General features: G+C 68.5%; 18 protein-coding genes. 6 read left to right on the top strand and 12 right to left on the bottom strand.

Translation table 11 applies throughout. From position 1 onward, the window contains the following. The first annotated feature begins 16 nt into the window (after positions 1–16). Positions 17–214, top strand: coding sequence for a hypothetical protein (locus QJS31_RS12565; RefSeq protein WP_306356772.1), 198 nt, complete (start codon positions 17–19; stop codon positions 212–214). A gap of 544 nt (positions 215–758) precedes the next feature. Then, a complete protein-coding gene (locus QJS31_RS12560) occupies positions 759–1103 on the top strand; it encodes a hypothetical protein (protein WP_306356771.1) in 345 nt (114 codons plus the stop codon). Between the two features lie 332 nt (positions 1104–1435). Here QJS31_RS12560 and QJS31_RS12555 read toward each other — a convergent pair whose 3' ends face one another. The 10 genes from QJS31_RS12555 to QJS31_RS12510 form a co-directional block, all read right to left on the bottom strand. Then, entirely contained in the window at positions 1436–2854 is a 1419-nt protein-coding gene (locus QJS31_RS12555) for a cutinase family protein (protein WP_306356770.1), read from the bottom strand. A 222-nt stretch (positions 2855–3076) separates the two neighbouring features. Continuing rightward, on the bottom strand, positions 3077–3799 hold the full coding sequence (locus QJS31_RS12550; protein WP_306356769.1) for a helix-turn-helix domain-containing protein: 723 nt from the start codon (positions 3797–3799) through the stop codon (positions 3077–3079). Between the two features lie 271 nt (positions 3800–4070). Continuing rightward, a complete protein-coding gene (locus tag QJS31_RS12545) occupies positions 4071–4301 on the bottom strand; it encodes a hypothetical protein (protein ID WP_306356768.1) in 231 nt (76 codons plus the stop codon). A gap of 71 nt (positions 4302–4372) precedes the next feature. Then, the gene (locus tag QJS31_RS12540; RefSeq protein ID WP_306356767.1) at positions 4373–5371 is read right to left on the bottom strand and encodes a bifunctional lytic transglycosylase/C40 family peptidase; all 999 of its coding nucleotides are present in this window, start codon (positions 5369–5371) and stop codon (positions 4373–4375) included. Further along, complete coding sequence (locus QJS31_RS12535) at positions 5371–6360, bottom strand: replication-relaxation family protein (RefSeq protein WP_306356766.1); 990 nt, start codon at positions 6358–6360, stop codon at positions 5371–5373. The genes QJS31_RS12540 and QJS31_RS12535 overlap by 1 nt, the downstream gene beginning before the upstream one ends. A gap of 75 nt (positions 6361–6435) precedes the next feature. After that, positions 6436–8955: a type IV secretory system conjugative DNA transfer family protein gene (locus tag QJS31_RS12530; RefSeq protein ID WP_306356765.1), complete on the bottom strand. Its 2520-nt coding sequence runs from the start codon at positions 8953–8955 to the stop codon at positions 6436–6438. Beyond that, on the bottom strand, positions 8955–12005 hold the full coding sequence (locus tag QJS31_RS12525; protein WP_306356764.1) for a PrgI family protein: 3051 nt from the start codon (positions 12003–12005) through the stop codon (positions 8955–8957). Before QJS31_RS12525 ends, QJS31_RS12530 begins: the two co-directional genes overlap by 1 nt. Next, entirely contained in the window at positions 12002–13501 is a 1500-nt protein-coding gene (locus tag QJS31_RS12520; protein ID WP_306356763.1) for a hypothetical protein, read from the bottom strand. The genes QJS31_RS12525 and QJS31_RS12520 overlap by 4 nt, the downstream gene beginning before the upstream one ends. A gap of 320 nt (positions 13502–13821) precedes the next feature. Then, complete coding sequence (locus tag QJS31_RS12515) at positions 13822–14118, bottom strand: pilin (protein ID WP_306356762.1); 297 nt, start codon at positions 14116–14118, stop codon at positions 13822–13824. Positions 14119–14207: 89 nt separating this feature from the next. Continuing rightward, complete coding sequence (locus tag QJS31_RS12510) at positions 14208–15059, bottom strand: hypothetical protein (protein WP_306356761.1); 852 nt, start codon at positions 15057–15059, stop codon at positions 14208–14210. 533 nt (positions 15060–15592) lie between these two features. Here QJS31_RS12510 and QJS31_RS12505 point away from each other — a divergent pair. Next, positions 15593–16294 (top strand): hypothetical protein, encoded by a 702-nt coding sequence (locus tag QJS31_RS12505; RefSeq protein WP_306356760.1) that lies wholly within the window; start codon positions 15593–15595, stop codon positions 16292–16294. 42 nt (positions 16295–16336) lie between these two features. Beyond that, entirely contained in the window at positions 16337–17251 is a 915-nt protein-coding gene (locus QJS31_RS12500) for a TRM11 family methyltransferase (RefSeq protein ID WP_306356759.1), read from the top strand. A gap of 220 nt (positions 17252–17471) precedes the next feature. On the opposite strand, the gene QJS31_RS12495 is transcribed toward QJS31_RS12500, so the two are convergent. Both QJS31_RS12495 and QJS31_RS12490 read right to left on the bottom strand, forming a co-directional pair. Continuing rightward, a complete protein-coding gene (locus tag QJS31_RS12495; protein WP_306356758.1) occupies positions 17472–17807 on the bottom strand; it encodes a hypothetical protein in 336 nt (111 codons plus the stop codon). Between the two features lie 109 nt (positions 17808–17916). Then, positions 17917–18366, bottom strand: a complete 450-nt coding sequence (locus QJS31_RS12490) for a DUF4254 domain-containing protein (protein ID WP_306356757.1) — start codon at positions 18364–18366, stop codon at positions 17917–17919. A 356-nt stretch (positions 18367–18722) separates the two neighbouring features. Here QJS31_RS12490 and QJS31_RS12485 point away from each other — a divergent pair, with 356 nt between their 5' ends. Together QJS31_RS12485 and QJS31_RS12480 are read left to right on the top strand one after the other, a co-directional pair. After that, positions 18723–19634: a helix-turn-helix transcriptional regulator gene (locus QJS31_RS12485; RefSeq protein ID WP_306356788.1), complete on the top strand. Its 912-nt coding sequence runs from the start codon at positions 18723–18725 to the stop codon at positions 19632–19634. A 6-nt stretch (positions 19635–19640) separates the two neighbouring features. Continuing rightward, entirely contained in the window at positions 19641–20090 is a 450-nt protein-coding gene (locus QJS31_RS12480) for a DUF397 domain-containing protein (RefSeq protein WP_306356756.1), read from the top strand. Position 20091 lies beyond the last annotated feature (1 nt).

Raw genomic sequence — 20091 nt, 5'->3', positions numbered from 1 at the left:
TGGTGGCCCGTCATCGGTGTCCTCCGACGCCGACGGTCCGTCCTCCGAGGCAAGCAACGGCACATCCCGCGCCGGAATGGGTTCGGCCGCGCTCGGCGCGGACACGATCACCTGCGTCAACGTGGCAACCAATACCACCGACAACGCCACCGCGCCGACCCGCAGTAACACCTTGATCCAACCGCGCAGCCAGAAAACGCCGCGGCGACGATGAGAACTCACCAGCACAAACCCTGTCATTCAAAATCCAACACCAATCCCAGCGCGGTAACCGCGACGGCATTGGTGGAACGGGACCGTAACCGAAACGGACGCAACTCACAAACCGGGCGGTCTACTGCAAATTAGCTGGTGCGCACCGGATCTCACGTACACGCCGAGAAATCCGCGTTAGCTAATGGCGGGTAACTTGATGAGTCCTGTCGCCGCGCCTCCTGGGTTCGATCGCTCGCGTCGTCACCGGCAGCGCGGTGGCTTACGTCATCTATATGACAACTGGATTTCGACGACCTTACGGTTACCAAAGGCTGTGGCACGTTTTAGAGCACATTGCACAGCCGGTCCACAGTCCTTCACGGCAAGAAGTATTGGATTCGCCTCACTCGAAAGATGCGATGTCAGAGCGATATTCGCTCGTCCGTGTTGATCAGTTCTGGTGGGCGTGGTAGGAATTCACCGCCGGTGTGGTTCTGACCCCGGCCGCGGCCGTTGAAGGGGATTCCGGTCGTGGTGAATCCTGATGAGGAAAGTGAAATCCAGTGAGCACGATTCGCGCGTTCAGCGCTGCCATTGTTGTGTCGTCCGGCCTGCTACTCGGCGCTGCCGGTACCGCATCGGCAACCGAACTGTCCCCCGCACCGGCCCCGGTCGGTCCGGTCGCTGACACCGGCTCAGCGGCGGCAGTCATCGACATTCTCGGCATGCTCGTCAGCGGCAGCGCCGAAGGAACCGACACCGTCGCCGACGACGACAAGAACAAGCCCGATACCGGATCCTCGGTCACCGGATCCTCTGCTAGCTCCGGTTCGTCCGACCCGACCACCGGATCCGCGGAAATCGCGACCGGCAGCGCCGAAACCGGCAGCGCCAAACTGCTGACGTAGCACCGTTCGGGCGGGGCGCTGGAGAAGCTTCGCACACCAGCGCCCTGCTTCGGCAGTTCCTGCAGGCTTCGGCGATCTGTGCGATGGCCCGCGCGGGCCGACGATCAGGCGGAATGCATCGGCAGCACAGATCTGCCCACGCGTGGGGTCACTGGGCATGTCTGGATCCACACGTGGTCGCGCGTGTCGTGGACTACGGGATGTTAGTTCCATATGGTGATTGGATTTTGCCGTCATGGAACGGTGGCAGCAGGGTTACACGCTCGTAGACGCGTAGTGCGCGATCCGAGCTACCAGCGCTGGGTAGCCCGAACCGCGTCGATCGCGGTCGCTCATTTCTGGTGACCGATCTGGGTGGTCAGCCAGTTGAGCACGGTGGCGAGGCTGGTGTCGTAGCCGGTGTGGTGGACGCCGGAGGTGTAGAAGCGGGCGGCGTCGCTGCCCTGGCGGGCGAGGTCGGCGAGCATGGTGCTGGTGTCGGGGTCGGCGGTCAGCGTGGAGGCCAGTGAGCTGCCCGAGCCGCTGCTGGTGCCGGTCAGCGCCGCTGCTGCGGTGAGGGCCAGGTCGGCCGCGACCGGTACCAGGCCGACGAGTTCGATGCCTGCGCCGAGGATGTCGCCGAAGGCGAGCTTTTCGGCTGCGCGCCAGGCGATCTCCTGCGCGATTCCAATGTTGGTGGCGACTCGTTGGATGTCGGTGCGGGCGAGGATGGCGACGATTTGTGCGGCGATGGCGGTGGTGCCGGAGGTGTCCATCGGTGCGGCCAGTTCGAGTGCGCGGGCGACCAGGGCGAGGTCGGCTTCGTCGGCCAACCGCACCAGCGGGCTGAAGGCGGTGTTGATCGCGCCGGAGAGCCGGTGCGCTGTGGGAATGTCCCCGGCGGCGACCGCGCCGGGCAGTCGGGCGAGGCTGTCGAGCAATATCGGTATGCCGGAGGCGAATTCGGCCATACCACCGGCGACGAGCACGACCTGCTTGGCCACGCTCGCGGCGTCGATTCCAGTGCCGGAGAACGAGGTGCTTGTCGTGGTGTTCGGGGTGCCGGTGAAGGCGTGGCCGAGGGCGGACCAGGCCGGCGAGTCCTGGGTTGTCGAGCAATACAGGTCGCCGGGGGCGCAGACGGTGCGGACTCGGTCGGTCAGTGCTCCGAACCCGGGGGTGCGTGGTCCGGCCACGCCTTGCCCGCCGACGTTGGTGTCGCCCAGTAGTGGGGTGGCGGGGTCACGGTGTGGGTCGGAGATCAACGCGACCGCGGCGACCCGCGCGGCAGGGAATCCTGCGAGGTTGTTGCCGATGTCGGCGGCGATCTCCCCGGCGACATCGGCGCCTTGGGAGTAGCCGGTGAGGACCACGCGGGTGGTCTCGCACAAACCGCCCAGCAGCGCCGACAATGCCTGTACTCCGGCCTGCTGAGAGTGGGTGTAGGGGGTCACCGCGGCCGGGTAGGGCAGGAAGCGGACGTCGATGCCGGTGCCGTAGCGGGCGGTCAGGCCGGTGCCGATGGGGGCCAGCAGCCCGACCGGGCGGGCGGGGTCGGCGGTCGCGTTGGTTTCGCCGGTGCCGGGCACCAGCACCGCCGTGTAGGGCGCGCAGCCGGGGGCCGGGGCGGCGGTCGCGGTCACGGTGACGACGGCCGGAACGGCGGCCAGCAGGGCCGTGGCGGTGACAGCGGCGGTCAGCCGCGCCGGTGCCCGCCCGTGGCGGCGGGCACCGGCAGCGGCGCGGTCGAAGAAGAATGGACGGGTGGGCATGGGAACCTCCGGAGGGCAGGGGCGAAGCGGTTTCCTGACGGGAGGCGGTTTCCTCCCACTCACGGAAAGGGCGTGCTCCGGAGGTGATTTCGACGCGTGAACTCCACACACTGAGCAGCGGTCGCGCCGCGCGTTCTCACACGGGCCACCCACCCGCGAACGAACGGTGACCGGTGCGAGGAAGGTGCGCACCGGTCAGCGGGTCGTTCAGGCGCAGGAGGGCTACTGCTTCTGGTCGGGGTGCAGGGCGAAGCGCTTGGGCTGTTCGCAGGTCTGGTGAGCGACACCGAGCTCGGTGAGCTTGAAGCAGGCGTTGTAGACCGCGCCGCTCGACCGGGTCAGCGCCTTGCCGATCGCGCCCGGGGTGAACTCCTCGTCCGGGTGATCGCGCAGGTAGTCCTCGACCAGGCCCCGCAAGCTCCCCGGCGGCAGCGCCGTCCCCGAACTGCTACGCCGCCCACCGCGCCCACAGGTCGGGCACACCCCGTCCCCGGCAGCCGCCTGCTCACCAACCGCCGCAGGTTCCGGTTCCTCACTGACTGCCGCCACCTCGACCTCGGCCCCGGCCTCGACGGGCGCGGGCGCGGGATCGTCGTCGGTGGCGGTCGTGGTGTCGGTGGGCGGTTCGGCCGGGGCTTTGTCGGCCGTCTCGGTGTCGGCGGGGGCCTGCTCGATCGGGGTGGCGTCGGCGGGGTTCTCCTCAGCGGTGCCGAGGGTGGCGCGGGTCCAGCGGTCGGCGGCGCGGGGGTTGGGGTCGGGGGTGCGGGTGACGAGCCCCTCGGTGGCCCAGCGGGTGAGGATCTTGCGTGCGGTGGAGGCCCCGATGGACGCGGTTTTGGCCAGCACGGTGGCGGTGGCGTCGGGTTCGGTGGCCAGCGCCGCCCACAGGACGTCTTCGGTGGCGCTGCGGCCGGTGTCGGTCGCGGTGGTGGACGTGGTGGACATGACGGTCTCCTCGCGGGAATCGCCGAATGAATTCGGGAATCGGTTCGGTGGTCATGTCCCGGCCGGGACGGTCACCCCGCCGGTGCGCTGCCGGTGTGCCGGGGATTCCACGTCCATGGACGCTCCATGCCGCCCGCGATGTCAAGCGGATTGGAAAACAAGACGGCTGTCTTGTGCCATGAGAGAATTCCCCGCCGTGGAATTCGTGTGGTCACGCCCGTTTCCGCGTCGGTCGCAGCGGCACGCGAAATTCGCGGGCGGGGCGTGGTTGTCACGCGGCGGTGTCGTCGGTGCGGCGTTGCCAGGGCAGCCGTTCGGTGAGCAGGTGCTCGGCCTGCCACTGCTCGGCGCACTCGGGGCACAGGGTGTGCTCGTGTGTGCAGGTCGCGGCGGAGGCGAGGGGGATTTCGATGTCGTCGATCCGGCTGACGCTGCGGCGGCTGCCCGGCGGCAGGTAGTCGAATTCCATCAGCGCGCTCACCGTCTTCTTGCGTTTCGCCATGGCCGTCACCTTTCAGGAGTAGAAATGAGAAGTTGCGAACTCTCGCAGCGTTGCGCTGCGCGTAGTCGGATCTATTCCGAGCCGTGAGTCCGGGGTGTCGGATTCTGATTTATGGGCGAGGTCGCTCCGAAGAAATCGTCTCCCGGATAGCGATAATCCTGAATTCTGACCGGTATTCCGAAGGTGGGGGCGTTGATCATCTTTCCGCCGCCGAGGTAGAGGCCGACGTGGTGCAGGTTGTCGGCGGTGCCGTAGAAGACGAGGTCGCCGGGGCGCAGTTGGTCCTCGCTGATGACCGGTCCGGCGTAGTACTGGTCGTGGGCGACGCGGGGCAGCGGAATCCCGACGGTGGCGAAGGCGGCCTTGGTCAGCCCGGAGCAGTCCCAGCCGCCGCTGGCCTCGGGGCCGTTGCCGCCCCACACATACGGTTGCCCCAGCTGCGCGCACGCGAAGGCGAGGACAGCTGCAGCACGGCCCGCGTCAGCGGTGTCGGCGCAGTCGCCGCTGCCTTCGGGGACGGTGGTGCGGTAGCGGGCGGCCTGGTCGAGCACGTCACGCACGTACCAGTCGGCGTGGTTGTAGGCGAAGATCGCGGCGTACATGTCGCCGGGTGCTCCGGAGTCGCACAGGTAGTAGGCGGCGGCGTGCACAGCGTCGGAGGGGTTGTAGCGCGACGGTGGGGTGGCTCCTCCGGCGGGGAGTTGGTGGGCGGCGATGACGCCGTCGAAGGTCGGAGCCAGGAATTGCATGGGTCCGCCCGCGCCCGCGAAGTTCTCCCCGGAGCTGACGCCGGGAAGTGGGGAGCGGCCGTGGTCGGTTTCGATCTTGCCGATGCCGGCGAGTATCGACCAGTCCAGGCCGGGGCAGACTCCGACGGCTCGTTGGTAGAGCACGAGCATGGACTCGGGGATATCGGCGTGCGCTTCGGGGCTCGGCGCGCTGCCGCTGCCCGGGGTCTGGGCCGGTGGCGCACCGTGTTCGACCACGACGAGAGTGGTGACGGTGGCCGCGATGACCACCGTGGTGAAGACCACGGCGACGCTGCCCGCGGCAAGGGCCTTGCCGAACATCACCGTGCTCCTCGTCCGGGTGCGGTGGGCGGCGGTGCCGCCAGCAGCGCGTGACGGCTGGCCGGTGGCACCGGCACCGTTGCTGGTGCGGTGGTGGCGCGCGGCCACCCGGCGGGCAGCTCGTGCAAGCTGCGCCGGGTGCTCGTGGTCAGGGGCAGCCAGACGCGGTCGGCGGGGCTGGGCCGGGCGGCAGCGGGGTCGAGCAGCTCGGCCGGAGCCGTGGCCACGGGCACCGCGTCGGGGTCGGGAAGCCGGGTCCAGGTGTCGTGCAACAGTTTCCGGGCGGCGGCTTCGCGAGCGGCGGTCGGAATCCACACCAGGATGGGAGTGATAATTCCGGTGGTGCGGGCGAGGTCGGCGTAGCCGAGGAGCTTCGCCGCGACCGTGGGTAAGGCCATGGTGCCCAGGTCGAATTCGAGGAAGAAGTCGAGGGTGGCTCCGGTGCGGGTGTAGCGGCCGTAGGCGTCGGGGCGGGCCAGATCGCCCCACAGGGCGTGGCAGCGGGTTTGGGACCACCACGCCAGCACCGAGGTGTCTGGGCGGTACAGCGAGGCGGCGGTGAGGGTGGTGAACCATTCGGCGATGCCGACGGTGTGGGCCAGGTGCAAGCTGTGCGCGATCGCGAGCGCCCGGTCGGGCCGGTAGTGCAGGTCGCGGACCTCGAGGCCGGCTTCGGCGGCGAGTACCGCGGCCCCGCCGGGGGCGAGGACCCAGTGCGAGGGGGCGCTGCCGGTGGTGCGCAGTGGCCGGAACCGGTCGAGTACGCCGTAGTCGCGCAGGGTCGCGAGGCGGCGGCGGGCCAGGTCGAGGTGGGTGAATCCGAGCGCGGAGATCTGTGTGGTGGTCAGCACACGATGCTCGTGGACCATGTGCAGGATCCAGCGGTCACGCCCGGTCAGACACACCGCCAGACGGGCGTGCTCACGGCCGGGGTTCGGGCTGCGACGCGCGGGCCGCAGCCCGGCTTGGCGAGTGGGACGACGGATCATCGCGATCTCCTCACGAAGGGGTCGAGAACCGCTGCGACGCACCATCTTCAGCGCGCAGACGGGGTGTGGTGGATGTCAGGACAGGCGAGGGTCGCTGCCCGAGACAGGGGCCTCGACGGTCGGTGCTGGCGGCGAGCTGGGCGCGTGTGCCGAGGGTGGTGTGTGCGCGGCGGCGCGGATCTCGCGGGCGCGACCGGGGATCGGGTCGGGCAGTGGGCGGGAGGCGAAGGTGAACGGCGGGGTTTGTTGCCCGGCGACCAGCACTCGCGCGGCGGCGTGGTAGGCGTCGAGGTGGGTCAGGTCGTGTTCGGACAGCCACGGCGCGGTGTGGCGGGACAGGTCGCGGGCGTCCTCGGGCGACGCCGAGAAAATGATCTTGTTGCGGGCGTTGGCGGAGATGCCGTCGCGTAGTTCGCGCGAGAGCTGGCCGAGGTTCTGGTGGGCGAGCACCAGCGATAGCCGCAGCCCGCGGGCTTCGGCGAGCATGTCCTCGACCGGCGTGGACAGGTTCAGGAAGTTCTGTGCTTCGTCCAGGACCAGCGACGCGTCGTGACGCTGCGAGGACGCCACGGCAGCGCGGGCAGTGGTCGCTTGCCAAGTGCGGGCGACCAGCAGCGAGCCCATGAGGCGGGTGGTGTCCTCGCCCAGGGACCCTTTCGGCAGTCGGGCTAGGCAGATGCCGCCGTTGTCGAGTACGTCGGACAGGTCGACGGTGGACTCGCCGGCCGCGATCGCCTGGCGGACGAAAGGCCGCAGCAGGAAGGCGCGCAGCTTGTTCAGCAGTGGGGCGACGATCTGGGCGCGGGAGGCGTCGGACATGCCGGTGTAGGCGGTCCAGAACCCTTGCAGCACGGGATCGTTCACGTCACGGGTGAGGGTGTCGAGATGGGTGCTGCCCGACAGCAGCCGGGCGAGGTCGACCAGGGTGGGGGTGCCCGGCCGCGCGCACAGGGTGCGCAGGCTCGCCCGCAGCAGATCATCGGTGCGCGGTCCCCACCACCGCGAATAGATGCGCGAGAAGATCGAGGCCATATTCTCCACGGCCAGATCCAGATCGGCCGGTGCGGCGTCGAGTGGATTCACACACGGCGGAGGCGTTTTCGCGTCGGCGTCGAAGAGCACCACTTTCCCAGCCGCCGTGCGCGGCAGCCGCGCCAGGACATCGGTGATCAGGTCGCCTTTGGGGTCGATCACCACCACCGCGCGCCCGGCGTCGGCGTCGTCGAGGATCAGCTGCGCCAGCAGCGTGGATTTGCCGACACCGGTCGCGCCCAGCACATGCAGGTGGTGGCGTGCGTCGGCCACGCGCAACGCGACCGGCCGTGCACCGGTCCCGGCGTCGGCGAGCCCGAGCGGTTTGGTCTGTTTACCTCCGGTGGGGATCTGTGTGGTTGGGGCCAGGGCGCGGGCTCCGGCGCGGGCCAGGCCGGGTACCGAGGCGTCCTGGGGCAGGTGGGCGATCCCGGCGAGTTCGGGTACCGACAGCAGATCTCCGCGCCCGAGCCACCGACCCGCCATCGCGGTGGCCAAGCGCAGGCTGCGGCGTCGCCGGTAGAAGTTGTGGTCCGCACAGGAGCCGAACACCGCGGCGAGGGCATGCGCGCGTCCACGCGCCACCGTCCGCGCCGCTGTCCGCTCGGCGGGTGAGGCGGTGGCCGCGACGGTGACCGCAGCGGCGTAGCGGACGAGCGTTTCCCAATGTCCGCCACGGGCTTTGGCAACCGCAGCGCGGGCCTGGGCGCTGTCTTCGAGACGGCTGAACCGGTCCCCGGACACGGCCTGGGCCTGGCCTCGGGTGTAGGTGTGGCGGCGGGTGGGTGGGCCGGGGGTGAGCAGGTCCAGCAGCGCGAGCAGCGGGACGCATGCGGCGCGGGCAAGACGGGCGCGCAGGTCGTGGCGGAGGCCGGTGACCGCGCGGCGGACACGGCGGCCGGTGACCGGGCGGGCCAGGATCTGTACGCACACGCTGTGACCGGGTGCGAGGTCAGCGGCGGCGGTGAGCAGATCCCGGGCCAGGTCCCCGCCGCCGTAGTCGCTACGGATGGGAAACCCTTCGGCGCGCCCCAACCTCAGCACCCCACCGGCGAGTGCTCTGCGTTGCCCGTCGGTGCTGGCTGGAAGGGGCGGGTCGGCTGTGTGGAGGGTGGTGGTGCGCGCGCCGGGCCAAGCCGAGTGCACCGCCCGCTCGATGAGGTGCGGCGGGATCGCCGCCGGTACCCAGACCGCGAGGGTGATGCCTTCGTGCCCGCTGGCGCGGTATTCGAATCCCAGGTGCGGTTGCCCGCACAGCATCCGCTTCCAGGCCGGGCGCAGCAGCCCGATCAGGTGCGCCCACCATGCGGCGGCCGAGCCCGGATCGACGGTGGGCGGGCACAGGATCGTCACCTGCCGGGCCGTCACGGCCAGGCGGGCGCGTCGCCACCGCCGACCCACCGCCACCGCGGCGAGCACACCCACGGCGGCGGTGGCCGCCGTGAACAGCTGCTGGCCGGTGAGCGGCCAGCCCACCACACTGGTGACCCGCGCCAGTACCTGGCCGGGACGCAGCAGGAGCTCGGCGAGCCCGCCGTGGCCCGGCTCGACCGGGGCTGCCATCACGCCGCCTCGGGATCATCGAGCAGCACGTCATCGGCGGGCTCGTCCGTGTCGAGGTCTGCCCGGAACTCGCTGCCGTCGCTGGCCTCGTCGGTGTGCGGGGGCAGCGGGCCTTCTTCGTCGGCGTCGAGCAGGTCGATGCCGGCGTCGGTGTCCTCGCCGGTGGTGGTGAGGTGGGCGGGGTTGGTGGTGATGAGGGCATCCTCGGTGTCGGAGGCCACTGAGGCGAATACCGCGCGGTGCACGCCGGTGGCGAGCAGGCCCTGCCCGCGTGCGGCCGAGAGCAAGAAGGCGCGTTCCCCGTCGGAGAGGGCGAATGCTTCGCCGACTTCGTCGATCTCCTGGGGCGCCTGGCGCAGCAGGATCTGGGTGGTGGCGTTGGCGACGATCGCCTTGCCCATCTCGGTGCCCAGTACATCGGCGACGTCCTGGGTCGCGATCGTCAGGCCCGCCCAGTACTTGCGGAAACTCTTGGCAGCCTTGAACAGGAACTCACCACCCGCGTCCTGGCGCAGCATCCACCAGGCTTCCTCGACCACCACCAGACGCGGTCGCCGCAACGCCGGATTGGACACCCGCCGCCAGATCACATCGAGAGCGAGCAACGTGCCCAACGTTTTCAGCTCATCGGGCAGCTGCTGCATCGAGAACACCACGAACGGCCCCTCGGGCACGGTCGTGGTCGGGCCGTCGACCAGCCCGGCGAACGCGCCACCGGCCACGAACGGCCCCAGCGCGGCGGCCACCTCGTCACCGACCCGGCTCCCGCACGCCTGCAGCTGTTCGACCAGCATGCTCAGCGTGGGCGCGGGACGAGTCCACGTGGCCGGGTCCTCGGTGATCCCGGCGGCGGCGTATGTGGCGGTCAACGCGGTGTCCAGCGTCGCCCGCTGCGCCGGTGACTGCTCCCCGATCAGTACGCGGATCACGCTGTGCAGGAACAGCTTCCGGCGTGTGAGCGCGTCGGGAGGGGCGGTGCGGCGGCCGTCGGCGCGGGTATGGATGTCGAGGTCGAACGGGTTGAGCCGCACCCCGGCCGCACCGAGGGCGATGTAGGTTCCCGAGACCGCCTCGGCGAGGGGTTTGTATTCGTTTTCCGGGTCGATGACCAGCGCTTCGATCCCGCGATGCAGCGAGCGCAGGACCTCGGTCTTGACCAGATACGACTTGCCCGCACCGGAGCGGCCGAGCACGACCGCGTTGTGGTTGTGGATCTCCTCGGAGAACCGGTCCCAGAACAGCAGACCTCCGGCGGCGTCACGCCCGTAGAGCACGCCGTCGGGTCGGTGGGCATCGACCGGATCGGTCGCCGGGAGCTGCGGCGAGGTGAACGGGAACGCCGAAGCCAACGCAGCGGTATCGAAGGTGCGTCGCACCTTCACCACGTCCACACCCAACGGCAGGGTCGCTGTCCACGCGGGGATCGCCCGGTAGGTGAGGTGGCAGGTGTCGATCAACAGGCTGGCGGCCAGAGTGCGCACGGCCGCGACTTCCTCGGCCAGTTCGGCTTCGCTAGCCGCGTGCACACTCACATACAGTCCGACACGGAACAGACGGCCCTCACCGCGGGCGACGCGGGCAGCCAGGTCGGCGGCGTCCTCGACAGCGACCTGGATCTGTTCGTCGGGAAAGCGGCCGTAGCTGGCGTCGTGCATGCGAGTGGACTGCAACCGCGCCATCTGTCGACGCAGCCGAGTGGCGGCGGTGACCGGGTCGACCGGATCGATATGCACCGCGACATCCACGCGTCCCGGGTGCGTCAGCAGCGGCGCGAGCCATCCCGCGGCGACCTCACGCGGATACCCGGTCACGGCCAGCGTCGCAACCCAATCCTCACCGACACCGAGGTGCCGCGCGCCGACGGTCAGCGACTGCGGCGCGAACCGCGACCCACTCCCACCCCGAGAACGCCTGCGGCGTAGCCGAGCACGGCGAGGCGTGGAGGTGGTGTCCGGGGTGTGCTCGTCGTCGGTGTCGTCACCGTCGGCGAATTCGCCGGTGCCGGTGGTGATGACGGCGGTGGGGGTGGCGATGTCGGCCGAATGCGGCACCAGGGAGCCGGGATTGGTGGCGCTGCTCAGGATCGCGGTGGCCTGCTCGTCATCGAGCCCGGTCACCGTGATCCCGATCGGGGCCAGCAGTTCAGCGGCCTCGCCCATTCGGCGCAGCAGCCGGGCCTCGGCCGCGCGACGCGCGGCGGCACTCGCGGCGCGGGTGGCGCGGCGACGGCTCGGCAGCACCGCGGCAAGGATCGCCCGCGCGGAGGGACCGGCCAGCGTGCCGGTCGCGGCCGTCGCCGGATCCACGGGTTCACGCCAGATCAACAGGACCTGGCGGTGTAGCAGGTCTTCGGTCGCGGCGAGCTCGCCCAGATGGGCGGCGTGCGCGCGAGCGGCGTCGGCGAGCTCGGGCCACATGTGTTCGGCTTTGTCGCGCAGCGCGGTGATGCGGCCGGTCAGGTCCAGGCGCGTGGCGCGCACGAGGATCTGCACGGGCTGGCGCAGCGTGTGCAGCCAGCCGCCGAGCTGGCCGACGAGCGCGTCCTGCTCGTCGGGGGTGCGCAGCCCGAGATTGACGGTACCGGCCAGAGCGATGACGGCGAGGCCGTCGGCGCCGAGGTCGACCATCCCGGTCTCCCCACCGGAAGCATGCACGTTCTGCGGCAGCCGCGCATGGTTTGCCGACAAGGGTTGCGCGATAGCGGTTTTCGCGCGCCGCGTGGCGCGGGTGGTGAGCCATCGTGGTGCCGGGGCGAGCCCTTCGGGGGCGGAGACGAGGCGATGCGGGCGCAGGCGATGGGCGATCGCGGCGGCGAGCAGCTGATCACCGGACAGACCGTCGCGGCGGGTGAGCACCAGCGCGGCCACCAGCGCCCCGAACGGGACCGCGCCCGCCATGAACACCGGCGGCGAGACCACGGCGCGGGTGGCGGTCCACGCCAGATAGAGACCGAGGGCCGTGGCGGCCAGGATGACGAGCTGGCGGGCGGTGAACGGGCCGATCAACCGGTCGGCCCGGTCGATGTCGGCGGGAATGCGGGCGGTATTCATTTCGAACCTCCAGTGGTGCGGCGGTGACGACGGCGGACGGGCAGATCAGGCATAGGCAGGTGCAGCTGCCGCCCCACCGCCCGCGAGGGCGGCTTCTCCAACGGCGGCGCAGTGGCGCGAGGCGGGGTCGGGAAACGGCGCACCTCGATCGGCAGCGGGTACTGGCCCCCGCGCAGCGGACGCAGCCCGGCATACGGATCCGGGACAGTGGGAGCGGGCGCGGTGAAGTCGAAGGCCAACTGCTTGCCGCGGGGAGCAGTGCTGGGCGCGGGCCTCGGGACCGGTGCCGCAGCGGGTTTCGGCACCCGCTGGACGGAAATGGGCAGCTGGTATTGGCCGCCTCGGCCCAGCTGCGGCGTCGGCCCCAGATTGATCCCGCCGTGGAAGGCCGGCAAGGGCAGCATCAACTGCTGGCCTTGCGGTGCGGCTACCGGAATCGTCGAAGCAGCCGGGATACGCGGGGTAGGTGCGGCGGGCGGGGTGACGCGCCGGACTCCCTGCAGCGGCAGCATCAGCTGCCCGTTCTTGGTCGCGCGGACTTTCGCGTACGGGCTGGCCGCCGGTTTCGGGGTCGGGACGCGCGGAACCTTCGGTTTCGACGACGGGGATCGGCGGTGCCCGAGGGCGGCCTTGTCGACGCCCTTGAGCGCGCTCATCCCCTTGTAGAGCACGAAACTACGCACCAGCGACCCGACCAAGGTGCGGCCGTGGCCGAGTTTGAGCGAGGCCAGCAGCCAGGACGGGATCTTGATCAGGATCAGGCCCATCGCGATCGCGACGAGCACGTTGACCAGCCCGGAGCGGTCGGGGCCGAAGAACCCCCACCCGCCCGGCGACAGCCATACCTGCAGGCCGGTGATCAGCACCAGCGATTGCAGGACCTGGATCGCCAGGCACGCGGTGAACGCCCGCCACCACCAGCGCGCCACACCATCGGTGCCGGGCAGCGCATAGCACATCATCGCCAGCGGTGCGGCGATCACAAGCACGGTGGTCAAGGCGACACGGATGATGTAGCTGATGAGCAGCACCACCAGCACCACCGCGAGCGCGTTCATCATCAAATAGACGAAGGCGTTGGTCGCGGTGCCCGCGCCGACATTGAACATTGACCGGAACGCCGCGCGGGTTTGTTCGGGGTCGACCCCGTCGGCGACCAGCGCGGACGCCAGCCCGTTGGCGACGCGGATCGCTTGGGTGGCGAGGATCAGACTCATCGCCCCGGCCGCGAACCCGACCAGTAGCCGAGGCAGCAGTTCCCGCAAGCCCCATTGGGTTTGCAGGGTCTCGTGAACCATGAGCAGAAGGCCCGTCCCGATCACGAACAGCCCGTACATGGCGAGTACCAGCTGCCACGACCTGTCCCACAGCTGCCCGATCCTCGGGTAGTCGGCCGGATCTGGGGTGGTCAAGAGGGTCTCCGACAACAGAGTCAGCAGGGGGTTGATCGCCGATTCGGCGATCTCGCGGAAGAACTCGTTGACCGCGTTCGCCACACAACCGGGAATGTTGCGGATCCCGCACTCGGCTTCGCTGCTCTCGCCGGAGCCCGGCCCGATGTCCTCGCCTGGGCTGCCCGGTGAGGCTGGTATCGTTGGGGCGGGTACGGCGGAGGTCGTCGGCGGTGTGGGTGTTGGGGCGGGAGGGGCCGGGATGGTGAGGGTGGGTGGTGGCGTGCTGGGATCGCTGGTGGGCTCGGCGGCACCAGTGCCTGCCCCGGCCACTATGAGGGCCACCATCGCGCCAAGCAGGATCAGCACGCGCAGCGCGAGCGCGGTGTTCGGCGGTCCACCGCCACGTGAGCGGGCGGTCATGATCAGCCGCCCACGATCGACTTGAGGACCTCGACCACGACCGGGGCCAGCATCGCCAGGGCGTAGCCGATGCAGGCGGCCTTCAGCGCCGATTTGGCGCGCTCGACCTCGCTGGGGTCACCCGCGCAGATGAGGTAGCGGGCACCGCCGACGGTCAAGCACACCGTCGCGATCAGCGCGAGGATTCCGACGAGCCAGTTACGCAGATTCGTCAGCACAGCGTCGAGCGAGGGCGCGATGGCAAGGTTCGAGATCGGTTGCGCAGCAGCCGATCCTGTCGCATACGCCAGCGTGCCCACAAGCACGAGAGCGCACACCAGGGCGCGGGCGAGTCGGACACCGCGCCGACCGGTTCGATCCCGGTCGGGCGATGGCTGGCAAGGGCGGGTTATGCGCATCGGCGGTTCACCTCCACTGGAGCCGAGAGCGGAAGGACCTCAGTGGTCCCCGTGCCCCCGGAAGAAGCCGCCGCTCGCGGCTGCTTCGACTCCGATGGGCCGGGATGGGCGCGCATCGCCGCGTCCAGCGCCTGGGTATCGCCGCCGCCGGTGCGGTCCGCGGCGAGGTCGGCCAGCCGATCACGCAGCCAGATCTCGAGGCGGCGCTCGGCCCGGCGGCGGCGCTGATGCAGGCGCGGATACGGCTCTCCGATCTCGGCGGCCACCTCCCACAACGACCGGCCTTCGATGCGGGTGGCCGCGATCAATTCCGCTGTCTGTGCGGTAATCACGCCCTCGGCGACGGCCTGGTGCACCAGCAGCTCAGGATGCCCCTTGGGCTGGCCCATCACCTGCCGCTGGGCATCACCTTCCCCGCCCCCCGACAATCCGGGCACTGGGATCGGGATGCGGTCCTCGCGGCGTGCCCACGCCCGCGCGGCGGTGTAGGCCGCCCACCGCAGCCGAGGCCACACCCCGAGACGGTCCAGATCGACCGAGGTGACTTTGTCGACGAACGCGGCCAGGACCACCGCCTCGGCCTCGTGACGTTCGGGGCTGTGCCGCCCAGTGAACCGGATCGCGGTCGCCCCCAGCATCGGCAGCGCCAGCCCGGCACACGCCAGCATCGCCTCCCCATCCTCCCGACGCGCCCGCCCAACCAGCCACACCCACACCTGCTCCTGGGCCCGGAGCGGCAGTCGGGAATTGAGCAGCTTCCGCCGCAACTGCCCCCAACTTGGTGTGGGCTCGCCCAACAGGGCAGCGACCTCGCCGCTCAACGGCACCGGATCAGCAGTCATCCGCTGGAATGCGCTGCGCACCGGAACCAACGGGGAAACACCTCGTCGCGATTCCGGGTGCATTGATTTCGTAGTACTCATGGTGATCAACTCCTGCCTGGATTCGAAAAATGAATTCCGACTCGGCAAGAACATCTGGACCGTCTCTCCAAACAGTCACCAAAAGTCCACCAAACAATCTCCAGAAGTCCACCAAACAATCTCCGGGAAGGCCGTCGATACCTCGCGACGCAGACAGATCACTCCGGCGAACTAGCCGTAGAACGACGCACCTACCTGGTGCTGTGTGTGTCTGGTGACTGTCCGGTGACTGCGACGAGAAAAGCGCGGAGGGTACGTCCAGAAATAATCGAAGAATTTCTTCCAAACCGCCAGATGAGGACGAGAACGCGCGTTGAATCGGATGCACGCTCGGCGTGGCCCAGCGGCCGTGATGCCAGCGAATATCCGCAGGCCGGTTGAAAAAGGACGGGTGTAGCGCACTTGCCGTTTATGTACGCGAATTCTGTTCCCGAACCCAAGGAGCGTGTCCCATGCCCGAATTCCGCCCCGCCCACTCATCCCGACGCCGACCCCGCCCCAACAAGCCCACTCCGGTTCCGATCCCGTCCACCCTATGGGCTACCGGCACCCGCACCCGACCCAGCGGGTATGGGCCGATCCCGGTGCTCTCGCGCGCCGTGCGCGAATTCACGCCCTCTCGCGGAGTGTTCGCTCTGGCGGCCCTTTCCTCGGCCCAGGCTCGCCCCGCCGCGCAGGCCCTGCACGAGGTGCTCGCCGACCTCGCGAACTACTGCCCGCCGTCCCAAGTGCCCGCCGGACTTGTGTCGGTTCTCGGCGACGACACCGCCGCCGACCTGATCATCGCCAGCCTGCTGCCCCCGCTCGACAACCCGACCGCACCCGAGAAGCTCACACAACTAGCCATCGATGCGGCCGAGAAGCTGTGCCCCGGTGGCATCCTGGCCGTCCTGACCCGCCACGACCACGACCCGCACGGGCGGCTGCTCGACCCGACCGGAGCCGTCGTCGCCGCTGCTCAGGCCGCCGACCTGCTCTACCTCTCTCACATCGTCGCAGCCCCGATCACCGGCGACACCATCGACCTTCGCCTCGCCCCCGCACCCGACCACGGACATGCCGCTGGTCACCGCCTTGTGCACCTGGACGTCTCGGTGTTCCTGCTCCCGGGCATGGACGTCGACTTCCCTGCCACCCAGTCTCGGGCCGCCTGACACCGACCCGGCTGCATTCCCTCATTCGAAGGAGCCAATCCGATGACGCAGAACCCCTTTCGCCGCGCCACCGCACCCGTCGCCGCGCCGGTGCCAGTATCGGTATGGGTGACCGCCCAACGGTCCCCAGCCGCGCAACGCGGGGACCGCTACCACCCTGACAGCACCGCCCACCCGGCGAAAATGCTGCCCGCCATAGCCGCCCATGCAATCACGCACTACACCCAACCAGGCGACCTGGTCCTCGACCCCATGTGCGGCATCGGCACCACCCTCGTCGAAGCCCTCCACCTGGACCGCCGTGCCCTCGGCCTCGAGTACGAAGCCCGCTGGGCCGCACTCGCTCATGCCAACATCGCTCTGGCCCGCAATGCCGGATACGACCAGGACGCTGCCGTTTACACCGGCGACGCGCGCGCCTTGTCCCGGGTACTGCCCGCCGAGCACCTCGGCAGCGTCGACCTGATCATCACCTCACCCCCATACGGCCCCTCCACCCACGGCCACGTCACCGTCAAACCCGGACAAGGCGTCCACAAGACCAACCACCGCTACGGCTCGGTCCTCGACCGCGGCAACCTCGCCAACATCGGCCTGGGCCGCCTGTTGTCCGGGTTCACCCGCATCCTCACCGCCAGCGCCACCTACTTGCGCCCCGGCGGGCACATCGTCATCACCGTCCGCCCTTGGCGACAACACCTCGAACTCATCGACCTGCCCTCGCACCTCATCACCTGCGCCACCCTCGCCGGCCTCGAACCCGTCGAACGCTGCGTCGCACTCTTGGGACGCCTCGCTGACGACGACATCATCGCCCGATCAAGCTTCTTCCAACGCGACTTCATCACCAAAAAGCGCGCCGCCGGACTACCCGCCCACTTGATCGCTCACGAAGATGTCCTTGTCCTGAGGCGCCCTGACTGTCCGGGTTCGGAGAAACCGAAGCACTCTCGATAGGAACCCGCGTGGCCGTCGCTGACGGGGCCGCATGTAAATCAAGGCAAGTGGAGTTCGGCCGCAGTAACGACCAGACATTCGGCACTGCTGTGGTCGCGATGCAGGGAATGTAGCACTGTGGCGCGGGATTCGGTCATATCAAGCACCTCGACGTGGCACAGGTGCTCCGCGAGCACACTGTCTGCCCTGACGAACATGTGGCTAGGGGTCGGCGCGGGCATCATCGCACCTCAATTTCTGTTCGGCCCAACAGATCTCGTCCTTGAGGTTCATTCACGCCCGGCAAGGCCGATGGCCGCCCACGTGCGGGGGGCGACTCTCTCCGTTCCCGCTCAATTCGCTCGATAATGCTCTGTACCGTCGGGGCATCCTTCGGCTGGACGAAAGGCACCGGATTCACCGGCGTATAGGACACCAGCGCCCATACCGCCAATCCGCCCAAAGTCAGGCCGGACAGGAACGTCACGATCGCGGTTACCATCGCACCCCTCCTGGATTTCTGAAAATGGCTGCGAAACAAGGAAGGACCGGCCTGTTCAGGACCGGTCCACGCCATCTGCGGCCAGCTTGCACCACCTCAAGAACGCGGCCGTCGTAGTTGCTGACCCGCCACAGCTCGCCCAGCAGATCCGGCACTGGGGTCAACGTCTCATCACTCATGCTCCTCATCTCCTCGCGACCCGGTACGGCGCAACTTCCCTTGGTGCGCAGGGCAATCGCCGCCGACCGGACGACACCTCGGCTGTGAGATCCTCGTAACCGACGGCCAGTTCCGCCAGCCGTTCCCAAGCGATGAATGAGTCGCCGCCGACGGACAGCGCTTCCAATGCGCAGGCGCTGAACTCGGCCAACCTATCGATGACGGCACCCATGGTTTCGGTGTGCAGACGAGCGCACCCCAGTGCAGGAGGCAGTTCTAGAGCAACCCATGCATCGATGACATGGATTAGCTCGGCTCTGCGCCGATCGATTGCCGCCCGCGTGTCATCGTCCACTGTCAGCAGGCGCTGGTGAATCTCCGACAGTTCGCGCGCTATCGGCAGGAGGGGATGGGTGTCCGAGGCGTCGCCACGACACGCCGCCAACATCTCTCTCTTGATGGGAAATGGCTTCATCGGAATCACCGCGGATCGAGTCGAGGGCAGCGTGTTTCTCCGGAGGCGTGAAGCCGTTCGCGATCGCGGCAGTACCGCCGCATCACCGTGTCGCGTGAAGATTCGTTCAGATCCAGCGTCATCGGTCCCACCTGCATGTATGTGGTGTGAGGAGTGGTCCAGCTGCTGTTCACTATGCGCTACGCTGTGTCAGATTGTCACAGTGCAAAGCAGGATGCAATAGAGCTTCGGAAGACGGGAACTATTCCGCTGAACCGTCGAATCGGCAGGTGTCCGCGATGGTGTGGAACGGTTCGGCGGCCTATCCTGTGACCCTGGGAGCTTGTGACAGATTGTCACTGTGTACTGACGGAGGTGTGCCGGTGTCGCGAGTGCCGTTGTCGACCAAGAACGAGCGCTTCTCGCCGTACAGTCGGCGGCTTCACCTCGGCGATTCCCTGCGACGACTTCGCCAGGATCGGGATATGTCGATCCAGCAGGTCGCGAAAGCAATGGGGATGGATCGCACCTTGTTGACCAGGATCGAGACCGGACAGCGTCGGGTCGCAGCCGACGTCAGCATCTCGGTCGCCGAACACCTGGGCATCGAGCAGCACTCTGCGCAGTGGCAGGAGATCTACGCGCTGGCTCGCGATGCCGCGCAGTCAGGCTGGTGGGAGGGCCGTGCCTTCAAAGGGCTGTCACCTCGCCAAGCACTCCCTGCGGATCTCGAAGCTGGTGCGAGCACAATCCGCTGGTACGACTTCTCCTTGATCCCAGGACTACTGCAATCACCGGCCTACCTGCGGGCGCGGCACGATGCTGCCGTCACGAACGATCACTCCCTCGACAACCCCGTCGATGTCCGCGCGCGTGAACGTCGCCAGCAGGAAGCGTTCGCGGCGGGCGGTCCTCGCATCGAGGTCGTTGTCGAGGAGACCGTGGTTCGCCGAGTCATCGTTCCGAAACCGGCGATGCTCGAACAACTCGAACATCTGCTCAAGCTTATCGACACCAACGACCAGGTCGACTTCCGAATCCTGCCGGTCGGCGGCGAACTACTCGGCGTTCGTGCGCCCCGATCACCTTGGGAGATCTACGAATTCACCGCTGGCGACCCGCCTGTGGTTATGGTCGAGTCATTGACCGAGGACGTCCTGCTGCGCGACCATGCCGAGGTCGCCAACCACGAGCGGCTCTGGCGGAGGCTTCACGAAATCGCGCTTCCCCCGGACGAAAGCCGGAAGCTTGTCGCACGGAATCTCGAGACCATCTCGAAGGAGCACTGAAACACGATGGGGAGCAAGACCATGACACCGCGCCGACCCCGCGACGGATATGTCAAGTCGTCGTTCAGCGAGGGTGGCGGTCAGTGCGTTCTGGTCCGAAGGCGGGAGCACGACTCCAGTGTGTTCCTCCGCGACAGCAAGTATGCACGTAACCCGCGCAACCAGCCCGAGAACGAACCGATCATCGAGATGCCGGCAACGGCTTGGGCCCCCTTCGTTGCGCAGGCTCTGGGACTGTCCGGCGATGTGGTTGCCGATTGCCCTGCGATCGAGTTCGTTCCCGAGCGCGAGGACGTGGTGTTGCGTGGAAATGATGGGACCACACTGGTCTTCACTCGCGATGAATGGGAGGCGTTCAGAGCGGGGCTGCTCAATGGCGAGTTCGGCCATGGTGCGACCGGTCGCTATGGGCGCGGCGAGCGCCCTCTCCAGGTCGGCGACACGCCTTCTACATAGA

Source organism: Nocardia sp. CC213A (genome assembly GCF_030766805.1).
Classification (GTDB): Bacteria; Actinomycetota; Actinomycetes; order Mycobacteriales; family Mycobacteriaceae; genus Nocardia; species Nocardia otitidiscaviarum.
The sequence above is the reverse complement of the archived record's forward strand: the minus strand, read 5'-3'. Positions and strand labels throughout refer to the sequence as shown.

Bases quoted from the DNA above. Each gene is read 5' to 3' on its own strand.
- QJS31_RS12555 (WP_306356770.1), bottom strand. From the start codon at position 2,854: ATGCCCACCCGTCCATTCTTCTTCGACCGCGCCGCTGCCGGTGCCCGC.
- QJS31_RS12550 (WP_306356769.1), bottom strand. From the start codon at position 3,799: ATGTCCACCACGTCCACCACCGCGACCGACACCGGCCGCAGCGCCACC.
- QJS31_RS12545 (WP_306356768.1), bottom strand. From the start codon at position 4,301: ATGGCGAAACGCAAGAAGACGGTGAGCGCGCTGATGGAATTCGACTAC.
- QJS31_RS12540 (WP_306356767.1), bottom strand. From the start codon at position 5,371: ATGTTCGGCAAGGCCCTTGCCGCGGGCAGCGTCGCCGTGGTCTTCACC.
- QJS31_RS12535 (WP_306356766.1), bottom strand. From the start codon at position 6,360: ATGATCCGTCGTCCCACTCGCCAAGCCGGGCTGCGGCCCGCGCGTCGC.
- QJS31_RS12530 (WP_306356765.1), bottom strand. From the start codon at position 8,955: ATGGCAGCCCCGGTCGAGCCGGGCCACGGCGGGCTCGCCGAGCTCCTG.
- QJS31_RS12525 (WP_306356764.1), bottom strand. From the start codon at position 12,005: ATGAATACCGCCCGCATTCCCGCCGACATCGACCGGGCCGACCGGTTG.
- QJS31_RS12510 (WP_306356761.1), bottom strand. From the start codon at position 15,059: ATGACTGCTGATCCGGTGCCGTTGAGCGGCGAGGTCGCTGCCCTGTTG.
- QJS31_RS12505 (WP_306356760.1), top strand. From the start codon at position 15,593: ATGCCCGAATTCCGCCCCGCCCACTCATCCCGACGCCGACCCCGCCCC.
- QJS31_RS12500 (WP_306356759.1), top strand. From the start codon at position 16,337: ATGACGCAGAACCCCTTTCGCCGCGCCACCGCACCCGTCGCCGCGCCG.
- QJS31_RS12495 (WP_306356758.1), bottom strand. From the start codon at position 17,807: ATGGCGTGGACCGGTCCTGAACAGGCCGGTCCTTCCTTGTTTCGCAGC.
- QJS31_RS12490 (WP_306356757.1), bottom strand. From the start codon at position 18,366: ATGAAGCCATTTCCCATCAAGAGAGAGATGTTGGCGGCGTGTCGTGGC.
- QJS31_RS12480 (WP_306356756.1), top strand. From the start codon at position 19,641: ATGGGGAGCAAGACCATGACACCGCGCCGACCCCGCGACGGATATGTC.